We start from the raw sequence: 19,257 nt of genomic DNA, 5'->3' as shown, positions 1-19,257 counted from the left end.
CCCTTCTGTGGAGAATTTAACTATTTTATTTTTCAATGCCATATTTCTGGTTCAAACATATAGCAAGCTTCTCTATTGTCGGGTTCTGTAATAGTTCTCCCACAAGCAAATCAATACTATAGTATTCTCTTAACTTCGTAAGAAGCTTGACTAATTGTAGCGAATCCCCTCCTAACTCATAAAAAGTATCTCTTACCCCAGGAAGAGGGAGCTGGAGTATATTGGATATCATTGCGGCAATACTTTTTTCCAACGCTGTAGAAGGAGCCTGATAGTTATTGATTATGTGCAACTTCCAGTCTACTCCGTCCCTCAGAGAATCATAATCAATCTTGTTATTTGCATTAAGTGGATACGATTCTACCCTTACAAAAGCTACAGGGATCATATATTTCGGCAATTTCAACGCCAAAAAGCTTCTTAATTCATCACTAATATTGTTGGGATTTTCAGTTGCTCGATAGTAGGCTACTAACTTCTGATAAGCTTTTGGCTCACCCACTGATAATACAACCGCATCATCTACTAAAGGATGTTTTAGCAGTTGATAACATATCTCATTGGGATTTATTCGATATCCTTGAATTTTCAGTTGCATATCTGCTCTACCCAGAAATTCAACATTTCCATCCGGTAAGTATCTTCCTAAATCTCCCGTTCGATAGATGTGCTCATTGGCGTGATAAAGAAAACTCGACTTGGTTGCTTCCTCATTTTTGAAGTACCCTTTAGCCAACCCGACTCCTCCGATATAGATTTGTCCTGTGACCCAGTCAGGGCAGGGTTCAAGTGCATCACTTAACACATAAATTTTCTGTCCCGATAGCGCTTTCCCATAGGGTATGCTTTTCCAATCTGGCTCCACTTCATTAATTCTGTAGAAGATTGACCATATTGAAGCTTCTGTTGCTCCCCCCAAACTGACAATATCCTCCACTTTTGATACAGATCTAATTTGACTTGGTAAAGATAGAGGAATCCAGTCGCCACTAAGCAACGTTAATCGCAGTGTCGTTGAACTTTTATTGTGGTTTCTTAAATGCTCCACATACATCGCCATTAGCGAAGGCACAGAGTTCCAGATGGTCACTCCGTTTTGTTTTATGGTATCTTCCCAATGTGCTGGCTCCAGTAGCCTATGATGATCTGGAATGATGATTGTAGCCCCTGCTGCCAAGCTTCCAAAAATATCATACACAGAGAGATCAAAGTGAAATGCTGATAGAGCAAGCACCTTATCGTTATGATCTACGGCAAATCTTCTGTTAACATCCATAATCGTATTAACAGCCCCTGCATGATCGATCATTACACCTTTTGGTTTACCAGAAGTGCCTGATGTAAAGATGGTATACGCAAGGTCACTTGAAGCCTGCACCGAATCTAGAGGTTCATCCGACCAACTTTTTAGCGATTCTTCACTAATAGCCACTGCAAAAACACTAGGTAAGTTCCGTAGTTTTTCCAATAGTTCATTCGTAGTTAGGACATATTTTATATCTGTGAATTCAAATAATTCTCTCAATCTTTCTTCAGGGAGATCTGGATCAATCGGCAAATAAGCTGCACCAGCTTGCATAACCCCCAGAACGCCTGCGACTTGCTCCCAGCCCTTATTCATGTATATTGCCACCAGATGATTCGGCAGAATGTCATACGAACGAAGCTGTCTACCAATCTGATTCGATATTCTAAAAAGTTCATCATAGGTCAGTATGTTATGAGAACTAATAATGGCAGGATGATTAGGATAAATAAGTGCACTCTTATTAAATAATGTGTGTAATAGCTCAGCGCATTGCAACTGCTGTCGGGGATCAGTTTCGTTCCTTCTTTCTAATTGCTTCATAGGAACTAATGGAATACACCGCTGGTTCCAGACTTCGTCATTTTCTGCAAGCCGCTTCACTAACGACCAGAATACATGAAACATTTCCTTAATAAAGCCTGGGGGGTACATTTCTTCTACGACATCCCAGTTGCAATAGAGACCATTACGATCATCCCATACTCCACAATCCAGCCAAACTTGTGAAGTTTGGGTTACTCCCAAGCTTTCTACAGGTTTGATAGGGAAAGGCATCTCTTTCTCGTCCGGGATTGGAACGACAAGGGCACTGGTAAACACTACAGGCATCTTTGCTTGATTGCCTCCGCCATGAATAGCATTCAACTCTCTGATTAAATCTACGCCACTAATGTAATTGTTCTCGAGATCATTCCATAAATGGTTTTGAATTTGTCTAGCACGCTCAATGAAAGTGGATGTTCTATTGTTTTTCACCTCAAATAATAGAACCGAAGTAAATTCTCCAACAATTTGATTAATTTGAGCATGAGATGAATTTCGATTTAAAAAGGTTAGATTCAATGAGAAATCAGGATTCTTACTCCATTTTCGAATGACCTCTGCAAAAGCAGTTAATAAGATCCCTGTTGTTGTGATACCAATTTTCATTGCTTTGGTTTTCAAGCGAGTCCATGATTCAATGTCCAGTTTTTCATGGTAGCGAACAAATTTAGGTTTTATAATCTCTGTCGGATTTCGTGATAAGGGTAGTTCAGGTGACGGAGGCATTGTAGGTACTCGAGTTTTCCAGTACTCAAAAGCTTCCTTGTATTGCTTTGACTTCTTAAATTCTTGTTGAGCCATCACATAATCCCGGAATGAAATTTCTAAAGGACTAAGTTCCGATTCTTTCCCTGTATATATCAAAACAAGTTCTCTCATTAATATAACAAAACTCCATACATCCCACATTATGGCATCTGTACTAAAATGAATCTGTGACTTTTGATCTTCCAACAAAGTGATCCGAATATCAAAAACAGGCCATTGATGTGGATTCAACATTTGATGCGACATTTCTTGTCTCGTTGTATCAATTGAATTTTTAATTTCTTCTTGTTTTTTACCTCGAAGATCTGTAACTTTCACTTGGTAGAACGGAACTTCTGAAAGAACCTTCTGCATCCCTTCGGATGTAACTACAGTTCTTAACATGTCATGGCGCTTGATTAACACATTCCAAGCATTCTCAAATTTCTCTATATCCAGAAATTGCGCTTCATACTCATCATAGCTATGTGTGGAAACATTTCCGAGTTCGTAACTTTCGTTGCGACCGATCCAATAGGCATGTTGAATGTCAGTAAGCGGGAAAGGCTTATATTTATTTATAGGATCAGCATGGATCATAAGCATTAAATCTGTATTTGTCTTACTTATATTTGTCGAATGACTATTAAGAAGTGATGCTACCGTCTCCGCAAGCCCTTCTACAGTAGGGGCTTGAAATAAAGCTTGCAAGGGTAGTTCAACCTGAGTAGCCTTACGGATCAGGGCAACAATCTTCATAGCCAACAAGGAATATCCGCCAAGCTCGAAGAAGTCATCTTGAATGCCAACTCGCGAAACCCCAAAAACATCCTTCCAGATTCCACTTATGATTTCTTCTAGTTCTGTTCGAGGTTGCACATACATTGTATCTACACTCATATCAAAAACAGTTGGCGTTGGAAGAAGTAATCTATTTACCTTCCCATTACTTGTTAATGGGAATTCTTCTAACACAACAACAGAAGAGGGTACCATGTAATCAGGCAATTGTTTTTTCAAATAGTCTCGTACATCTTTACTCGTGGCGACCGCTTCTTTTCCACAAATTATATATCCAACCAGATATTTTAATTCATGTTTATCCTCTTTGACAACGACCACACATTGGCTGACACCTGGTACATGTAGAATATTTTTTTCGATCTCGCTAATCTCGATTCTATACCCACGTATTTTCACCTGGAAATCAGAACGTCCTACTAATTCAATATTCCCATCAGCTAGATATCTGGCTAAATCACCAGTTTTGTAAACAGACAATGTTTGTCTGATTCCTGTGGAAATTGTCAAGAAACGTTCTTTGCTTAAGTTAGACTTATGGATATAGCCTTTTGCTACCCCATCACCAGCAATGTATAATTCACCAGTAATACCAATCGGGACCTCTTGTCTATGTCTGTCTAGAATAAGTAATTGTGTATTGGGAAATGGCTTCCCTATCGGAACAGTCTCATTAAAATGAGCAGAATCGTTCTGATACTCATAATAAGAGCTGTCTATTGTAGCTTCTGTTAGCCCATAGGAACTAATCAATCGAGCATCATTCGCACAGAAACTCCTTAATTTAGAATACTCCTCCATGGTCCATGTATCCGAACCAACAATGATTAACTTCATAAAGTCAAGATCTTGATTACTCTCATCAAGGTATTGCATAAGCCCTCTGATCACTGCGGGTACAAACTCTGCACAATCTACTTTTTCTTGATAGAGCAATTTATACAATCTAGAGGGTTCCAACAACAAATCAGAAGGGCATAAAACTAATTTTGAACCCGACCCAAGGGCTCTGACCACATCACCTACAAATACATCAAAGGATAAACTGGCCATTTGTAAATGAGAAGTCGTTTCAGTAGATAAACGATATTCGTGTTCCCAACCCCGATAAGCATGAATTAGATTACGATGAGTCACCATCGTGCCTTTAGGCAGCCCAGTAGAACCAGATGTGTATATCACATAAGCAAGATCATCGCCTGAAACCATACGAGTACAACTGTTAGTTGATATTTGTAAAACCGCTTCTTCAATCAAGACTTTCTCTACATCGCAAGAGCCGAAATCTAGGCAACTAACATCATTTCTCGTGACCACGAGTTCCATCTTTGAATCCACCACCATGTGTTCTAAACGACTGGTAGGATACGAAGGATCCATGGGTAGAAAAGCCGCTCCCGCTTTAAGAATCCCCATGACAGCAACAATGAATTCTATGGACTTAGGTAGACATATACCGATTACACTTCCAGCCTCCACTGGTTTATCGATTAGATATGTGGACAGTTTGCTGGAACGTTCATGTAATTCACGATAAGTAACTTGTTCACCATTAAAACTTAAAGCAATGGAATCCCCTTTATACATAGCGTTTTTCTCAAACAATGTACAAAAATTATCATTCTCCGAATAATTAATCGTAGTACCTTGCCAAAACTTAAGTTTATTTATCTCCTCAGGAGTTAGATATGTAAATTGCCCCAGAAGAGCATCAGGATCGGCTGAGATTCTCTCCAACAAAATCTCAAAATGACTAGCCATACGTTTCATAAACGAGAAATCAAACAGATCAGTATTGTATTCAAAGATACATTTAGGTGGATATTGATTCCCACCATCCAAAATGTCTAGTGATAAGTCAAACTTTGAAGTACCTCCATCAATAGGCTGATAGTTCATTAGAACATGATCTAGCTGAAAATTGGGCACTGCCTTTTGATATGTAAAAAGCACCTGACACAATGAATTCATACTTGCACTTCGATTAGGCTGCACCGCCTGAACAATATCCTCAAAAGGTATATCCTGATTAGAAAATGCTTCTAAAGAGTTCATCTTGATTGTTCTAAGTAGCGTTCTAAAACTCATTTCTTCCGAAAAAACAGTTCGAATCGGGAGTGTGTTAACAAAAACTCCGATCAGTTGCTGAAACTGACGTTCATTTCGGCCAGAAACAGGAACACCTAATGTGATATCTGACTGCTCCGTATATCGATATAATAAGGTTTTGAATATTGCAAGGGTGACCATGAATGGTGTTGCTTCCTCAGAAACACACAAATTTTTAAGCTTCTCATTTAATTCCTTTGACAATTCCAGAACGTATGAAGCTCCATTGAAGGTTTGTAGAGAAGGACGTACATATGTAGTAGGCAATTCAAGAACGGATGCCGCCCCTTCCAAGTAATCTGACCAATATTTTAATTGTTTCTGCAAGACCTGTTCCGATTTATGATGTTTCTGCCAAGTAACATAATCTGAATATTGAACTGTCAATGGTTCCAGAGGTGAGGACAATTGTTTATTAAACGCAGTATAAAGCGCACTTAACTCCTGAAGCATCAATGTAACTGACCATCCATCAAAGATCAGATGATGCATCGTAATGACAAGATAATGCTCATCCTGATTCAGACGTATCAATAACAACCGCCACAGAACGGATGAAGAAGTTGGAGAGATCGGTTTCCCGATCTCCTCCTGTACAATTCGAGTTCTTTCTTTCCGTTGGTCATCTCTTGACATGTCCGTTAGATCTACAACCGGAATCGTTACCTCTACATTAGACAGCTGATTACGTCTAGGCTCACCTTCTGTATTAACAACGATATTTGTACGTAATATTTCATGCCTCTCTACTAATTCGTAAAAGCAACGCTCTAATATATGTGGATTCAAATCCCCCAATAACAAAAATGCAGAAGGAATATTATATGCTGCACTCTCCACATCCAATTGACTCTGAAACCAGAGGCGCTTTTGCGAAAAGGACAATGTTTCATGATCAACATCCAATTTAAGCTCTTGCACTTCAGCTTCCTGATGTAATTTTGACTGAAGCTTCAGCTTCAATAAAGCCTTTTGTTCTTCAGACAGGGCTGAAATGCGATCATTGAGATTTCCCAACTTGTTCACTCCCGGCTGCAATTTGGCTAAGCATTTCATGTAACATATCTTCTGGCAACTCTTCCATCTCAGATAATAGTTCTTCTACCGTTTGGTCAGACTGACCAGCTTGTTTTTCAATCAGCATTTCCATGATACTAATAGCCAAATCTTCAGTGGTTACTCCTCTTAAAAGATCAACTACTGCGACACTAACCTGTAACCCAGATTCGATAGCTCCTTTGAGCTCCATAGCCATCATTGAATCTAGCCCAAAAGAATTGAGCGGAGAAGACGCCTCAATACTGGATCTATTCATTCGAAGTACAGTACTTGAAACATCCAAAAGATAAGATACAAGCATTTCCAACCTTTCTTCGGGCTCAGTAACGGACATTAACTCCTCGACAAAATTTACTGTATGCTGACCTTCAGAATCAGATTGAGCTTGCAGAGCTCTATGTTTCGATACAAGAGATGCAATCAATGGCGGTACATTACCTAAAGGATAGTTTTTATCCGCAACTCTTGGCCAATCAGCTCCTAACACAGTGAACTGCGCTCGAGTCTGACATAGAATATGGTTGAGGGCTTCGAGACCTTGGCTATTGGTCATTGCAAACAATCCACGCGTGTCAAAAAAGTTAAGTAAATCCAACTGTGTTGCCATACCTGATTCAAGCCAAGGCCCCCAGTTGATACTTAATCCATGCATCCCTCGTGCTCTGCGATAATGCGCAAGTGCATCCAGGAATGAATTGCCTGCACTATAGTTTGCTTGCCCGCTCATAACCACTATAGATGCGACCGAAGAGAATAAAATAAAGAAATCGAGAGGATCATCTTTAAATTGTTCATGCAAATTCCAGCCCCCTAGCACCTTAGGGCGCAAGACATTAATGAAGTCGTGTTGCTTCATCTGATACAGTAATTGAGGTCTTGCAACTCCAGCAGCATGAATGACACCACGTATTTCCGGCCAGCCAGCTTCATTATATTCATGAACAGCACGTTCAATTTCTTCCTTATTGCATACATCAGCCTTGGCAAAATGAATCGTCGCACCCAGTTTCTCCAATTCTTTTACAGCAGCAATTCTCTTTCCCTGTACAGAGTCAGGGTCTATATCCCTCCAACTCTTACGTTCTGGAAATTCCGCTCTCCCCATCAGGATCAAGCGTCGTGCCCCATGCTCAATCATCCATTTGGAAGTCAGCAGTCCCAATCCACCGAAACCACCAGTAATAAGGTAACTCACATCGCCACGGAATTTGGCAGGAATGGAACTATTCAATGTAATATCTTCTTCCAATCGGAGGATATACCGCTGTCCCATTCTATAAGCTAGGTGATCTTCTCCATCCGTATGCCATACTTCCTCAAATAAATTGGATGAATTGTCCTCAGCTGAAGAATTATCATCCAAATCAATAATTCCTCCCCATTGATCCATATACTCCTGATGACCGATCGCTTTAGCCAATCCCCAAATCGGAGATTGAGAAATCTGACTTAGAGGAGCAGCATCCACGACCTGTTGTGCTCCTTTGGTCACCACCCATACACGAATTTTATCTTGAAGTCGATTATGTGTTATGGCCTGCATTAAATAGAGGATACCGATGCTGCCCAATTGTTCTGCTTCATTTAAAGATTCCGAATTTATCATACTGCCCTCAGAAATATCTAAGGCCCAGTTATATATTATCCCTTTTAACCGTTTGCCTTCAGAGGTTACACTTTGAAGTAAACTAACAAAATCTTCAGACCTGGAAGAATTTAAGATGAAGTTCTCACCGTTTCTCCCATAGGTTGAACCGTGACTTACACGATAACAATATTCGCCTTTCCCCTCTAATTTTTCAATGAGCATAGAACTAATAGATTGCATATCAGAAAACACGATCCATGCACCTTGCTCTTTATGATTCACAGGTGCATAATCAATTGGATTATGCCTAGGCTCCAAAATCCACTGGGTTTCATAGATACTTTGAGGTACTTTGACAGAGTTTGAAGCAGTATCATCCTTCAATGACATAGCTTCACACCCTAAAATTTCCATAATAGTCTTACCATCAGAATCCATGAGGAAGATATCACCTTTAAGTAGAGTTTCACTTTTTTCTGTGATAGATGCATATATCCACATATTGGATTTTAACGGTGCATGAAGCGCACCTTTAGAAACCCCAACAGGCATGTACACTGAAGAATTTTCGTCTTCTTGCTGAAAAGGGAGTGCAGCAGCAAGAACCTGAAAACATTGATCCAATACAGCCGGATGAATCTGGAATTTGTCCAATTCAGACTGTATACAGTCAGGCACCAAAATCTGAGCAAGTGCACAATGTTCTCCTTGCCACAACCTTTCGATCCCTTGGAAGCCTTCCCCGTACTCTAGTCCAAACTTTCTAAACTGTAAGTAGCATTTTTCTTTGAATATCTCTAACTCACACTGCTCTTTCAAACTTGCAAGCTCGTAACCAGGTTTATTTGTTCCAGCGTCTGTTCGAATTGAACCTGTGGCATGCAAAGTCCACCCTTCGGATGCCCCTAGTTTTTGGCTATAAATTTCAACTTCTGAAGTTTGCTCAACATAAATCAATCTGAGTTTAATTATTTCGGATGGAGACAAGAAGAGTGCTTTTCTAAACTTGACATCTTCACCATAGATATACCTTGTATCCCCAAATAATTCCTTAGCAGCAGCTAGCATCATTTCGACATAAGCTGCTCCCGGATAGACAATCGTACCCTGAATCTGATGATCTTCCAGAAATGGAGAGCACCACAAGTCCAATTCGTTCTCCCAAGTAGGATCAGGTGTATTCAATCTTCTTCCTAGTAAAGTATGCGAGGGGCTAATAACCCGTTCTTCTTCCGAGATTTTTGATTCCTGCCAGTAACGTTCTCTTTGCCAAGGATAAATAGGCATAGCTATCATTTCTGTTGATTCCGAATATATCGCAGGCCAGTTTATGTTATAACCTTTACTATATATTGCTCCCAATGAATCAATTAATGTCTTTCTATCATTTGCCTTTCTGCGCAAGGATGTGAATGTCTCACCCTTAGAGTTATGCAGACTCAAACATTCTTTTAAAGAACTTGCTAACACAGGATGAGGGCCAATTTCTATAAAATTCAAAATACCAGACTTGATCATATTTCCTGCAGCCTCTGCAAAAAGAACAGAGTCTCTTACGTTTTTCCACCAATATTGGGTTGAAAAATCTCCTTCACTCATTATTTTCCCAGTAACAGTGGAGTATAGCGGTGTATGCCCCTCCATAACATGGATATCTTTTAACCCACGAATCAAATCATCTTCCAATGGATCCATGTAATGACTGTGATATGGCACGTTAACATGTAAATATTTATAAAAAATCTTTTTGTTATCCAATGACTGAATAACTTTTTCCAACGATTCTGGTGTTCCTGCTAGTGTGACCGAGTTTGGACTATTAATGGCCGCTATGGATATCTGGTCCATATCATGGATCGCAATCTTTGCTTCCTCGTGGGATAAACCAACCGCTGCCATACGTCCACATCCTGTTGTTCTCTGCTGAAGATGGCTTCGGTAATAGACAACCTTGATGGCATCCTCTAAACTCAGTACACCTGCACAATATGCAGCAGCTACTTCACCAGCACTATGTCCTACGATCGCATCAGGTTCAATGCCCCATGCCTTCCATCGCTCCACAAGGCCAACCTGTAAGAGAAAGTTGGCGGGTTGAGAGACTTCCGTATCTTCCATACGGGAATGCATTTCATCCGCATTCATAGCATCAATTAAAGACCAACCTGATAATTTCATAAATAATTCATCACATTTTTTAGCAAAATTCTGAAATACCACATCTTCGTTTAATAATTCTCTTCCCATAGCCCACCATTGAGGACCCATACCTGTAAATACGAAAGCTAACGGTTGCTTATGCTTCCCATAAGAAATTGCAGAACTGATTCCATCACCAATATCTCCATTTAGAAATTGATCAATTTTCTCGTTTAAGTCATTAATGGATACAGCAGAGATAGACAATCTATGATCATGATGATTCCTTTTGCGAGCTAAACTGTATCCTATATCTTGAAGACTATATGTAGATCCGGCGAATTTTTCTTTAAAAGCAAGTACTAAATCTCTAAGTGCATCCTGGCTACGTGCCGAAATTACAATGGGACAGATCACATTTTCAGGTGTTGAATCTCCCTTATCTTTAATTATTGAATTCTTCGCATCTTGTGGCTTATCATTGTACTCTTGCAAAATCACATGAGCATTCGTTCCCCCGAAGCCAAAGGAATTGACACTCGCCATAGCTGGTTCATGTTCCCTAGTCGGCCATTCGGTCAGTTTTGTCGGTATCTTTATCCCTAATGCCTCTAAGTCAATATCCTTATTCGGATTCTCAAAATGCAGATGTGCAGGAATCTGTTTATTTTTAAGACATAGCATTGCTTTGATCAACCCTGCTATACCCGCAGCAGCTTCTGTATGTCCGATATTTGTTTTGACTGATCCTATATAACATTGTTGGCCTTCAGCCTGATTTCCAAAAATACTGCCAAGTGCATTAGCTTCAATTGGATCTCCCACTGGAGTACCCGTCCCATGAGCTTCTACATATTTTACGTTCTGAGGATTAACTCCGCTTCTGCTATAAACTTCCTGAATCAACTGCTTCTGCGAATCACCCCTTGGCACAGTAATTCCCGGTGTATTTCCATCTTGATTGCTACCAGTTCCTCGAATTACAGCATGTATAGGATCTCCATCTTTCAAAGCTTTTGATAAGGGTTTAAGTAGAATTACTCCTGCCCCCTCCCCACGAACGTAACCGTTAGCTCTTGAATCAAACGCTCTGGAGCGACCATCTGGTGACAACATCCCTGCTTTTGATTCCGCAATATAATATTCAGGTTTTACAATTACATTTACTCCCCCTGCAAACGCCATGGAGCTTTCGCCATTCCAAAGACTTTGACAGGCCAGATGTACAGCAACAAGTGAAGAAGAGCAAGCAGTATCTACTGTTAAACTAGGCCCACGAAAATCATAGACATATGAGATTCTATTGGCTAACAAAGTCATCATTGCTCCGGTAGCCGAATGTGCATCAACAAGGTGTCTGTTTGATTCTGAAAACTGTAGTAGTTTGTAGTCCAATGTAAAAGCACCAATAAACACGCCTACATCGGTACCTGCCATTTTCTCCTGAACCTGAAGCCCATCCTCCATTGCTTCCCAACAAATTTCCAGCAGCAACCTTTGTTGCGGATCCATCAAAGCCGCTTCTCTTGGAGAAATACCAAAAAAAGCAGCATCGAAATGATCCACTCTATCTAAAAATCCACCCCACTTAGATTGTGTCTTACCCATATTTTCCTTCTTAGGATTGTAGTATGTATTCTTGTTCCAACGATCCTCTGGCACTTCAGAAATAGTGTCAACTCCATCTACAAGCAACTTCCAATATGACTCAGTAGAATGCACACCACCCGGATAACGACACCCCACACCAATAATTGCAATAGGCTCATTCTTATGCTCAGCAAAACCACTCATATCACTTACCTCCATTGTTATATGAACACAGAAATATTAAATCGTGACATACTCATCAACATGCATCATGAAATGTTTTTTACGACAAACGAGATCTGAGGCAATTCAACTTTAACCATCATCCCTTCCCCAAGCCATTTTGGGGTAATCCCCCTATTATGAATGCGCGATTGTGAATATGGAGATTACAATATAGGTTATATATACCAAGTTTACTATATCATAGTTTTTTGGAACCATAAACCATTTTGTTGTAAATAGTTACTTTTATTTAAATAACTAGTCCAACATAACTATATATGTCTCAAAGTAATAATTATTAAAATTTAACTATCTCTTTTTAACAAATCCTATTTCGAAAATTAGACCAATTGCTTATATCGTAGTACTCTATATATAGGAAATTCACAGATGAATCAGAGGAGGAATGACCGATCATGAAACACGTTCAGGACACAACCACACTAAATAATGGAGTTAAGATGCCATGGCTTGGCTTTGGCGTATTTAAAGTGAAAGACGGAGATGAGGTTGTAAGTGCCGTCAAAACAGCGATAGAAGCTGGATACCGTAGCATCGATACCGCCAAAGTATATAATAACGAATCCGGTGTCGCTCTAGGCATTCGTGAATCTGGCATTGCTCGTGAAGATTTGTTTATCACAACAAAAGTATGGAACAGTGACCAGGGCTACGAGAGCACACTTGCTGCCTTCGAAGAGAGCATGAAACGTCTGGAGCTTGAATATCTCGATCTCTATCTGATCCACTGGCCTGTTAAAGGCAAATATAAAGATACATGGAGAGCGCTGGAAAAGCTCTATAAGGAAGGGCGTGTTCGGGCCATCGGCGTGAGCAACTTCCAGACTCATCACCTGGAAGATCTCTTGATGGATGCCACCGTCAAACCTGCGGTCAATCAGGTTGAGCTGCACCCGCTCCTGACTCAGAAGGAACTGCGCGACTATTGCAGTACACATGAGATTCAGATTGAAGCCTGGTCTCCACTTGGACAGGGTAATCTGATGGAGCATCCTTTGCTCCAGGACATCGCTGCCAAATACGGCAAGTCACCGGCACAAGTCATATTACGCTGGGATCTGCAAAACGGCATCGTGACCATCCCGAAATCCGTAACACCTGAGCGCATTCATGCCAATACCGAGCTATATGATTTCGAGTTAACAGCTGAGGAGATTGAACAGATTAACGGTCTGAACGAGAATAAGCGTTTCGGTTCCGATCCGGACAATTTTAACTTTTAAGAGCGTTATCCCGTCCAGATCAGATCCGGCAACTTCAAACAGTGTCTGGGACATCCTACCAACATAATTAACAAAAAAGGACGAAGCAGGATTATTCCCCTGCCTCGTCCCTTTTGTTATGCAATCCTGATTAACATTCTTATCCTTTGGACACCAGCTTGAAGTCATCGAAGTGAAAACCTGGCGCTACGACGCAAGTGACCAGAACCGGCTCATCGCCCAGTGGCCGTGCCGTCTGCCATACACCTGCGGGCACAAGTACCTGCGGAGATTGTCCTGCCTCGATATCCATGCCGAGAATCAGCACTTCCTCATTCTCCGGGTTTTCTCCGTTGCCACCCAATTTCAATTCAATTGGACTGCCGCTGTGCCATAACCACAGCTCATCCGAAAGCACCGTGTGCCACTCGGAAATTTCATGAGCATGAAGCAAGAAATACGTTGAACTTGCCGAGAAGCGTGGACCAGAGTAAGCATCTGGCAATACGGATTGCGGGATTTGATAAGATGCTTTCCAAACTTCCTTATACCAACCACCCTCAACGTGAGGCTGCATATCCAGCGCAGCTACGAGAGGTGATAATTCATGTGTTGTCATAACTTGTTTCCTTCCTTCCAATTCATTTTCGGGGATACTCCCAAACTGGAGCATGACCTCGCCCTCCTTACTCTAAAACAACATGTCCGTTTTGTCACCTTTACAACGGATAACCTTTCATTTTGTCCACCTTTTCCACAGTATCTCTCTATCCCTAACAGTTGATATCTATCTAGCCAAAAAACAATCTCACTCTAAATGATAGCGTTTACAAAAATATCTACTTTCCGTTATGATATGAGTATCAACGCCAAGCTGAAGTTGAGAGGAGTTGCCTAATGAGTCTCATTGAGGATCGAATCGGACCCAAGTATCGAATTGGTGATTATGCCTTTACCATAGAATATATGCGAAGACATGACGGAAGTGCGATGCCGCAGCCTCATGCTCACCCCTTTTACGAATTATATTACCTGCTCGAAGGTGAACGGGTATACTCCATGAATGGACAGATTTTGCCTGCTCGAAAAGGTGACCTGGTTCTCATCAACCCGCATGATGTACACACCACTTCCAAAGGCAACAAACCCGGCTTCGAACGCATTCTCATTGGTTTTTCGCCTGCTTTTGCCACTGGTATGGAGCTAGGCATCTGTGGCCTGTTGCCATTCAAATGCTCCAGCCTTCTTCGCCTTCCCGAGTCGGACCAACCTGAGATTGAGCGCATCCTGTGGCAGATGCTCCAGGAATGCAAAGAACGACGCCCTCACTATGAGATCGCTGTACGTAGTCTTCTGGCTCAGCTTCTGATTCATGTTCACCGGGCACAGGAGGTTATCCGGGAATCCAATCCAGGCTCGCTGCACCCGATGCAGGACAAGATCAGTGAGATCGTAACCTATGTCAATAAACACTATACTGAACCGCTCACTTTGGAAGGTGCAGCAGCCCGCTTTTATATCAGCCCGTCTTATCTCAGCCGAATGTTCAGCAGGCTTACCGGATTTCGCTTCAGCGAATACTTGCGTATCGTTCGAGTTCGAGAGGCACAGCGAAGATTACTTTCGACACAAGAGCGAGTTCAATTTATCGCAGAAAAGGTCGGATTTGAACATACCGCTCATTTTAACAAAACCTTTAAACAGATCACAGGCACAACGCCGCTGCGTTATCGCAAAGAGCATCGATGAATGTAACATGTTGTCCTGGCCTATTCTACCTATACAAAGCCAATTGGGCAGCCGTGCTCCAGCTCCAGTTATGTGCCCTTCTCTATCTCAGGAAAAGTTCAGGCGATAACTGGACTGCATACATAGCTGCCCTACTACACTTCTATTAGGTTACTTACTTCTTGTGTTATTTTAAAAGGCTGGCAAAGTACTCACCACGAAAAAATCACACCGTTTATCTACGAATGATAACTCCATTTCGGACTTCTGGACTTACCGATATCTGTCGCCCTTCTATGTCTGCATCCGTTTCCCGACATACGATCCCCGCAGATTCAAGTCCAGTGACTTTCAGCAGCTTCCCATCCGCACCCACACCTTTTATGTCCTCCAGTGTAGCGCCTTTGCAGTTGTGAAGATGAATGAGCGGACCTTCGGTGATCTGTGCCTGAAGGCCTGTAATCTGTAAATGTTTCGCCTGAGCACACTGAATGCCTGTACGAGCTTCCACGCCGAAACGTTCAATACTCACGCTGTCCAGGGGCATCTCAGGTAAACCGCTAACAAATAATGCCGTATCGGCTCCCGCGCAGACCACATCCGAGATGCGAATATCGCGGAACACCGGCGTTTCTTCGCTGACCTCTTTTGCAAGATCCCCACCGCGGGCAGACCCCTCCATATTGGCATAGAAAAAGGAAAACGAAATAGCTTCCATAATGATATCCTTCATATAAATGCGCTCAATCTGAATATCTTCTACAACACCACCACGTCCGCGTGCGCTCTTGAAACGCAAACCAATATCCGTGCCGATAAATGTACAATCCGTTACCCGTACATGCCGTACACCGCCCGACATCTCACTGCCGATTACAAAGCCGCCGTGACCATGATACACCGTGCAATCCCGAATCGTAACGTACTCCGATGGCATCCCAAGTTCACGCCCCTCGGCATCTTTACCTGACTTCATACAGATCGCATCGTCACCGACATCAAACATACTCTGCTCAACCAGAACATGACGACATGACTCAATATCCAGCCCGTCTCCATTCTGGGAGAACCAAGGGTTTCGCACATTCACTTTACGAATTGTCACATGCTCACATGCCCAGGGATGCAGGTTCCAGGCCGGCGAGTTCTGGAATGTAGGCCCTTCCAGCAGAACCCGTTTGCATCGGCGCAAGCTAACCATGTTCGGCCGCAAGAAATCCCGGATCTCTTCATGCGCAGTGAGATCACGTACTTTTTCCTGGTAGAGCTTCTCGGCAATGGCACTGCCGTCCATCGCAGATTGGGAAGGCCACCAGATCTGTTCATCCGTCGTATTCGACTCTTCTACAACACCACCAGAGGCAAGCAGTCGCTTCCACTGAGCCGCTGTCATTTTGGAACGTTTCACCGGACGCCAGGCTTCACCGCCGCCATCCCAGATGCCTTCACCTGTAATCGCAATATCTTCGAGCCCGTCTGCATCAATCGGAGACTGACAACGCACAACCTGCCAACCCTCGAAGCTTGATGCAATAAGAGAATATTTGTTGAAATCCTGACTGAATGTCACCAGCGCACCGGCTTGTACATGCAGTTCAATTCGGCTGCGAAGCACGATCGGTCCAGTGAGCCATACTCCGGCAGGAATGATGATCCTGCCTCCACCCGCGTCTGCACATGCGGCAATAACCAGCCGGAAAGCCTCTGTATTATCTGTCAAACCGTCTCCAACGGCACCATACTCAGTAATATGAAAATCATTGTCAGGAATAACGGGCAGATCCACTTCGTATGCTTGAAGTTCAGCTGCGCTGCCTGACCCTGCAGATAATGGGGAGCGATAAATATTCATGGTACGCAGTCATCCTCTCTACTCGATTCTCTCGTTTCATCATATCAACGGTACTGTAGTGACGGGTTAAGCTTTTTTGCCATGTACGGAGTGAACTTGATGTTATTTGTTATTTATATTTTGTTAGCCCGTTTATAAAAACAGGACACCAATTCCAGTTTACAACATACATCAATTCCAGTCATTGTAAATAAACTAGGAGTATCGAATCATTTTTCTGTCAGCATTCGTCACAATAAAATTAACTATATAACATATATATAACGTAAATTTGGGCTTCAGCCCTATTAAACCCATTACTTATGTCACGTTTTATTACAGACCAATTGCTATTAGCAGGATGTCTATGTATGATTAAATAACCACTTTGCAATAATACCTTTTTATTCCATTTATACTCTCCATTGCAGAAAGGGTGTGTGTTCTTGATTGAATTTAAACGTGTGCAAAAGCATTTCGGTCATTTCCATGTCCTCAAGGATATTCATCTTCGTATCGAAGAAGGAGAAGTGGTCGTTATTGTCGGACCTTCGGGCTCTGGCAAAAGTACGCTGCTCCGCTGTATTAACCGCCTGGAGACCATCAGTGAAGGTGAGCTCGTTGTCAGCGGCGTTCCTCTGCATCAGAAAAAGGTGGACATCAACCTCTTCCGCCGCGACATCGGCATGGTTTTTCAACATTTCAATCTGTATCCCCACAAAAAAGTCATCGACAACATCACTCTTGCACCCGTCAAGGTGCGTAAACAACCTAAAGCCCAAGCCGTAGCGACCGCTATGAAATACCTGGAGCGGGTCGGCATTGCCGATAAAGCAGACAGTTACCCTTCCCAGTTGTCCGGTGGACAACAGCAGCGTGTAGCCATTGCGAGAGGACTCGCCATGGAGCCGAAGATTATGCTTTTTGACGAACCGACGTCCGCCCTTGATCCCGAGATGATCGGAGAGGTTCTGGATGTGATGCGCTCCCTTGCCCACAATGGCATGACCATGGTGGTCGTTACCCACGAGATGGGCTTTGCCCGCGAGGTGGCAGACCGGGTCATTTTCATGGACGAGGGCCGTATCGTAGAAGAGGCATCCGCAGTAGATTTTTTTGACAACCCCCGAGAAGAAAGAGCACAACAGTTTCTTAGCCGCCTGATCCATCATTAGATTAGCACCATATTTCTTTCATCCAGATGCATAACTACCATGGCTAATGAGCAATGGTTAGGCTTAACTCCAATCAACACTCCTAAACTCACATCAGATCAACCACCACGAAGTAAACACAGGTAAGCCTTAAACTCAGGAAAAATAAAGCTTGGCTTTACAGACAAAAGCTATTCTCACTTAGACGTTAATCAATCATTTATGCTCACTCCACATTTTGAAAGGGGTCTTAAATTGATGAAAAATATGATGAAGTTCCCGTCTTTAACCTTAGTGTTGGTGCTTATGCTATCACTCGTATTATCTGGCTGTAACTCCACTGGTACAAATACACCTTCCGCGAGCGGTGGGGGCGACGCAGAAGCACAAGGAACGATTGAACGGATTAAGGAACGCGGCAAGCTGATTGCTGGCGTGAAATATGACACGAAGTTATTTGGACTCAAAGACCCGGCAAGCGGAGATGTGGAAGGCTTCGATATCGATATTGCCAAGGCACTCGCCAAGCAGATTCTGGGAGATGAAACGAAGGTTGAACTGAAAGAAGTGACGTCCAAAACACGGATACCGATGCTGCAAAACGGAGATATCGACATCATCATTGCTACGATGACCATTACGGATGAGCGGAAAGAGCAAGTGGATTTCAGTGATGTGTACTTCGAAGCAGGCCAATCCCTTCTGGTGAAAAATGATAGTGCCATCGCTGGTCTGGAGAGCCTGGATGGTGTGAAGGTGCTTGCCGTGAAAGGCTCTACGTCTGCACAGAACATTCGGGAGAAAGCACCGAAAGCCGAAGTGCTGGAGTTTGATAATTATCAAGATGCGTTTACAGCGCTGAAAGCAGGCAAAGGTGAAGCGCTGACGACCGATAACATCATCCTCATTGGCATGCAACAGACGGACAACAACTACAAGCTGGTTGGCGGCAACTTCACAAGCGAGCCTTATGGCATGGCGATTCGCAAGGGCGATACGGCTTTTGTAGAAGAAGTGAACAAGATGCTGAAATCCCTGAAGGATAGCGGTGAGTATGACACGTTGCATGAAAAGTGGCTGGGCAGCAAGCCTGAATAACGTTTAACAGACTACTTAAAGTGGCGCGGTGTATTGAGGGCTTGTTGTGAGTTATTCTATGCGTCTGATGACGCGAAGTATAGACCCTGATGACAAGGCAGTTTATGCAACTA

At 42.5% G+C, this 19,257-nt stretch carries 8 protein-coding genes; 4 read left to right on the top strand and 4 right to left on the bottom strand.

What is annotated here, in order from left to right:
- Positions 1-25 precede the first annotated feature (25 nt).
- Positions 26-6,565: a non-ribosomal peptide synthetase gene (locus EC604_RS18165; RefSeq protein WP_123065502.1), complete on the bottom strand. Its 6,540-nt coding sequence runs from the start codon at positions 6,563-6,565 to the stop codon at positions 26-28.
- Complete coding sequence (locus tag EC604_RS18160) at positions 6,510-12,089, bottom strand: type I polyketide synthase (RefSeq protein ID WP_123065501.1); 5,580 nt, start codon at positions 12,087-12,089, stop codon at positions 6,510-6,512. The genes EC604_RS18165 and EC604_RS18160 overlap by 56 nt, the downstream gene beginning before the upstream one ends.
- Before the next feature lie 437 nt (positions 12,090-12,526).
- On the opposite strand from EC604_RS18160, the gene EC604_RS18155 reads away from it, so the two are divergent.
- On the top strand, positions 12,527-13,354 hold the full coding sequence (locus tag EC604_RS18155; protein WP_123065500.1) for an aldo/keto reductase: 828 nt from the start codon (positions 12,527-12,529) through the stop codon (positions 13,352-13,354).
- A gap of 139 nt (positions 13,355-13,493) precedes the next feature.
- Here the strand turns inward: EC604_RS18155 and EC604_RS18150 are convergent, their stop codons facing one another.
- Entirely contained in the window at positions 13,494-13,952 is a 459-nt protein-coding gene (locus EC604_RS18150; RefSeq protein WP_123065638.1) for a cupin domain-containing protein, read from the bottom strand.
- 278 nt (positions 13,953-14,230) lie between these two features.
- Here EC604_RS18150 and EC604_RS18145 point away from each other — a divergent pair, with 278 nt between their 5' ends.
- Positions 14,231-15,082 carry a helix-turn-helix transcriptional regulator gene (locus EC604_RS18145; RefSeq protein ID WP_123065499.1) on the top strand — a complete coding sequence of 284 codons (852 nt, stop codon included), beginning with the start codon at positions 14,231-14,233 and terminating at the stop codon, positions 15,080-15,082.
- A 214-nt stretch (positions 15,083-15,296) separates the two neighbouring features.
- On the opposite strand, the gene EC604_RS18140 is transcribed toward EC604_RS18145, so the two are convergent.
- Positions 15,297-16,913 carry a glycoside hydrolase family 28 protein gene (locus EC604_RS18140; protein WP_123065498.1) on the bottom strand — a complete coding sequence of 539 codons (1,617 nt, stop codon included), beginning with the start codon at positions 16,911-16,913 and terminating at the stop codon, positions 15,297-15,299.
- 425 nt (positions 16,914-17,338) lie between these two features.
- Here EC604_RS18140 and EC604_RS18135 point away from each other — a divergent pair, with 425 nt between their 5' ends.
- Together EC604_RS18135 and EC604_RS18130 are read left to right on the top strand one after the other, a co-directional pair.
- A complete protein-coding gene (locus EC604_RS18135) occupies positions 17,339-18,067 on the top strand; it encodes an amino acid ABC transporter ATP-binding protein (protein WP_123065497.1) in 729 nt (242 codons plus the stop codon).
- Positions 18,068-18,304: 237 nt separating this feature from the next.
- On the top strand, positions 18,305-19,144 hold the full coding sequence (locus tag EC604_RS18130) for a transporter substrate-binding domain-containing protein (RefSeq protein ID WP_123065496.1): 840 nt from the start codon (positions 18,305-18,307) through the stop codon (positions 19,142-19,144).
- Positions 19,145-19,257 lie beyond the last annotated feature (113 nt).

The sequence above is a fragment of the Paenibacillus amylolyticus genome (assembly GCF_003719335.1).
GTDB classification, from domain to species: domain Bacteria; phylum Bacillota; class Bacilli; order Paenibacillales; family Paenibacillaceae; genus Paenibacillus; species Paenibacillus amylolyticus_D.
Note: the sequence above shows the minus strand (reverse complement) of the source record. Positions and strands in the feature narration are given on the sequence as shown.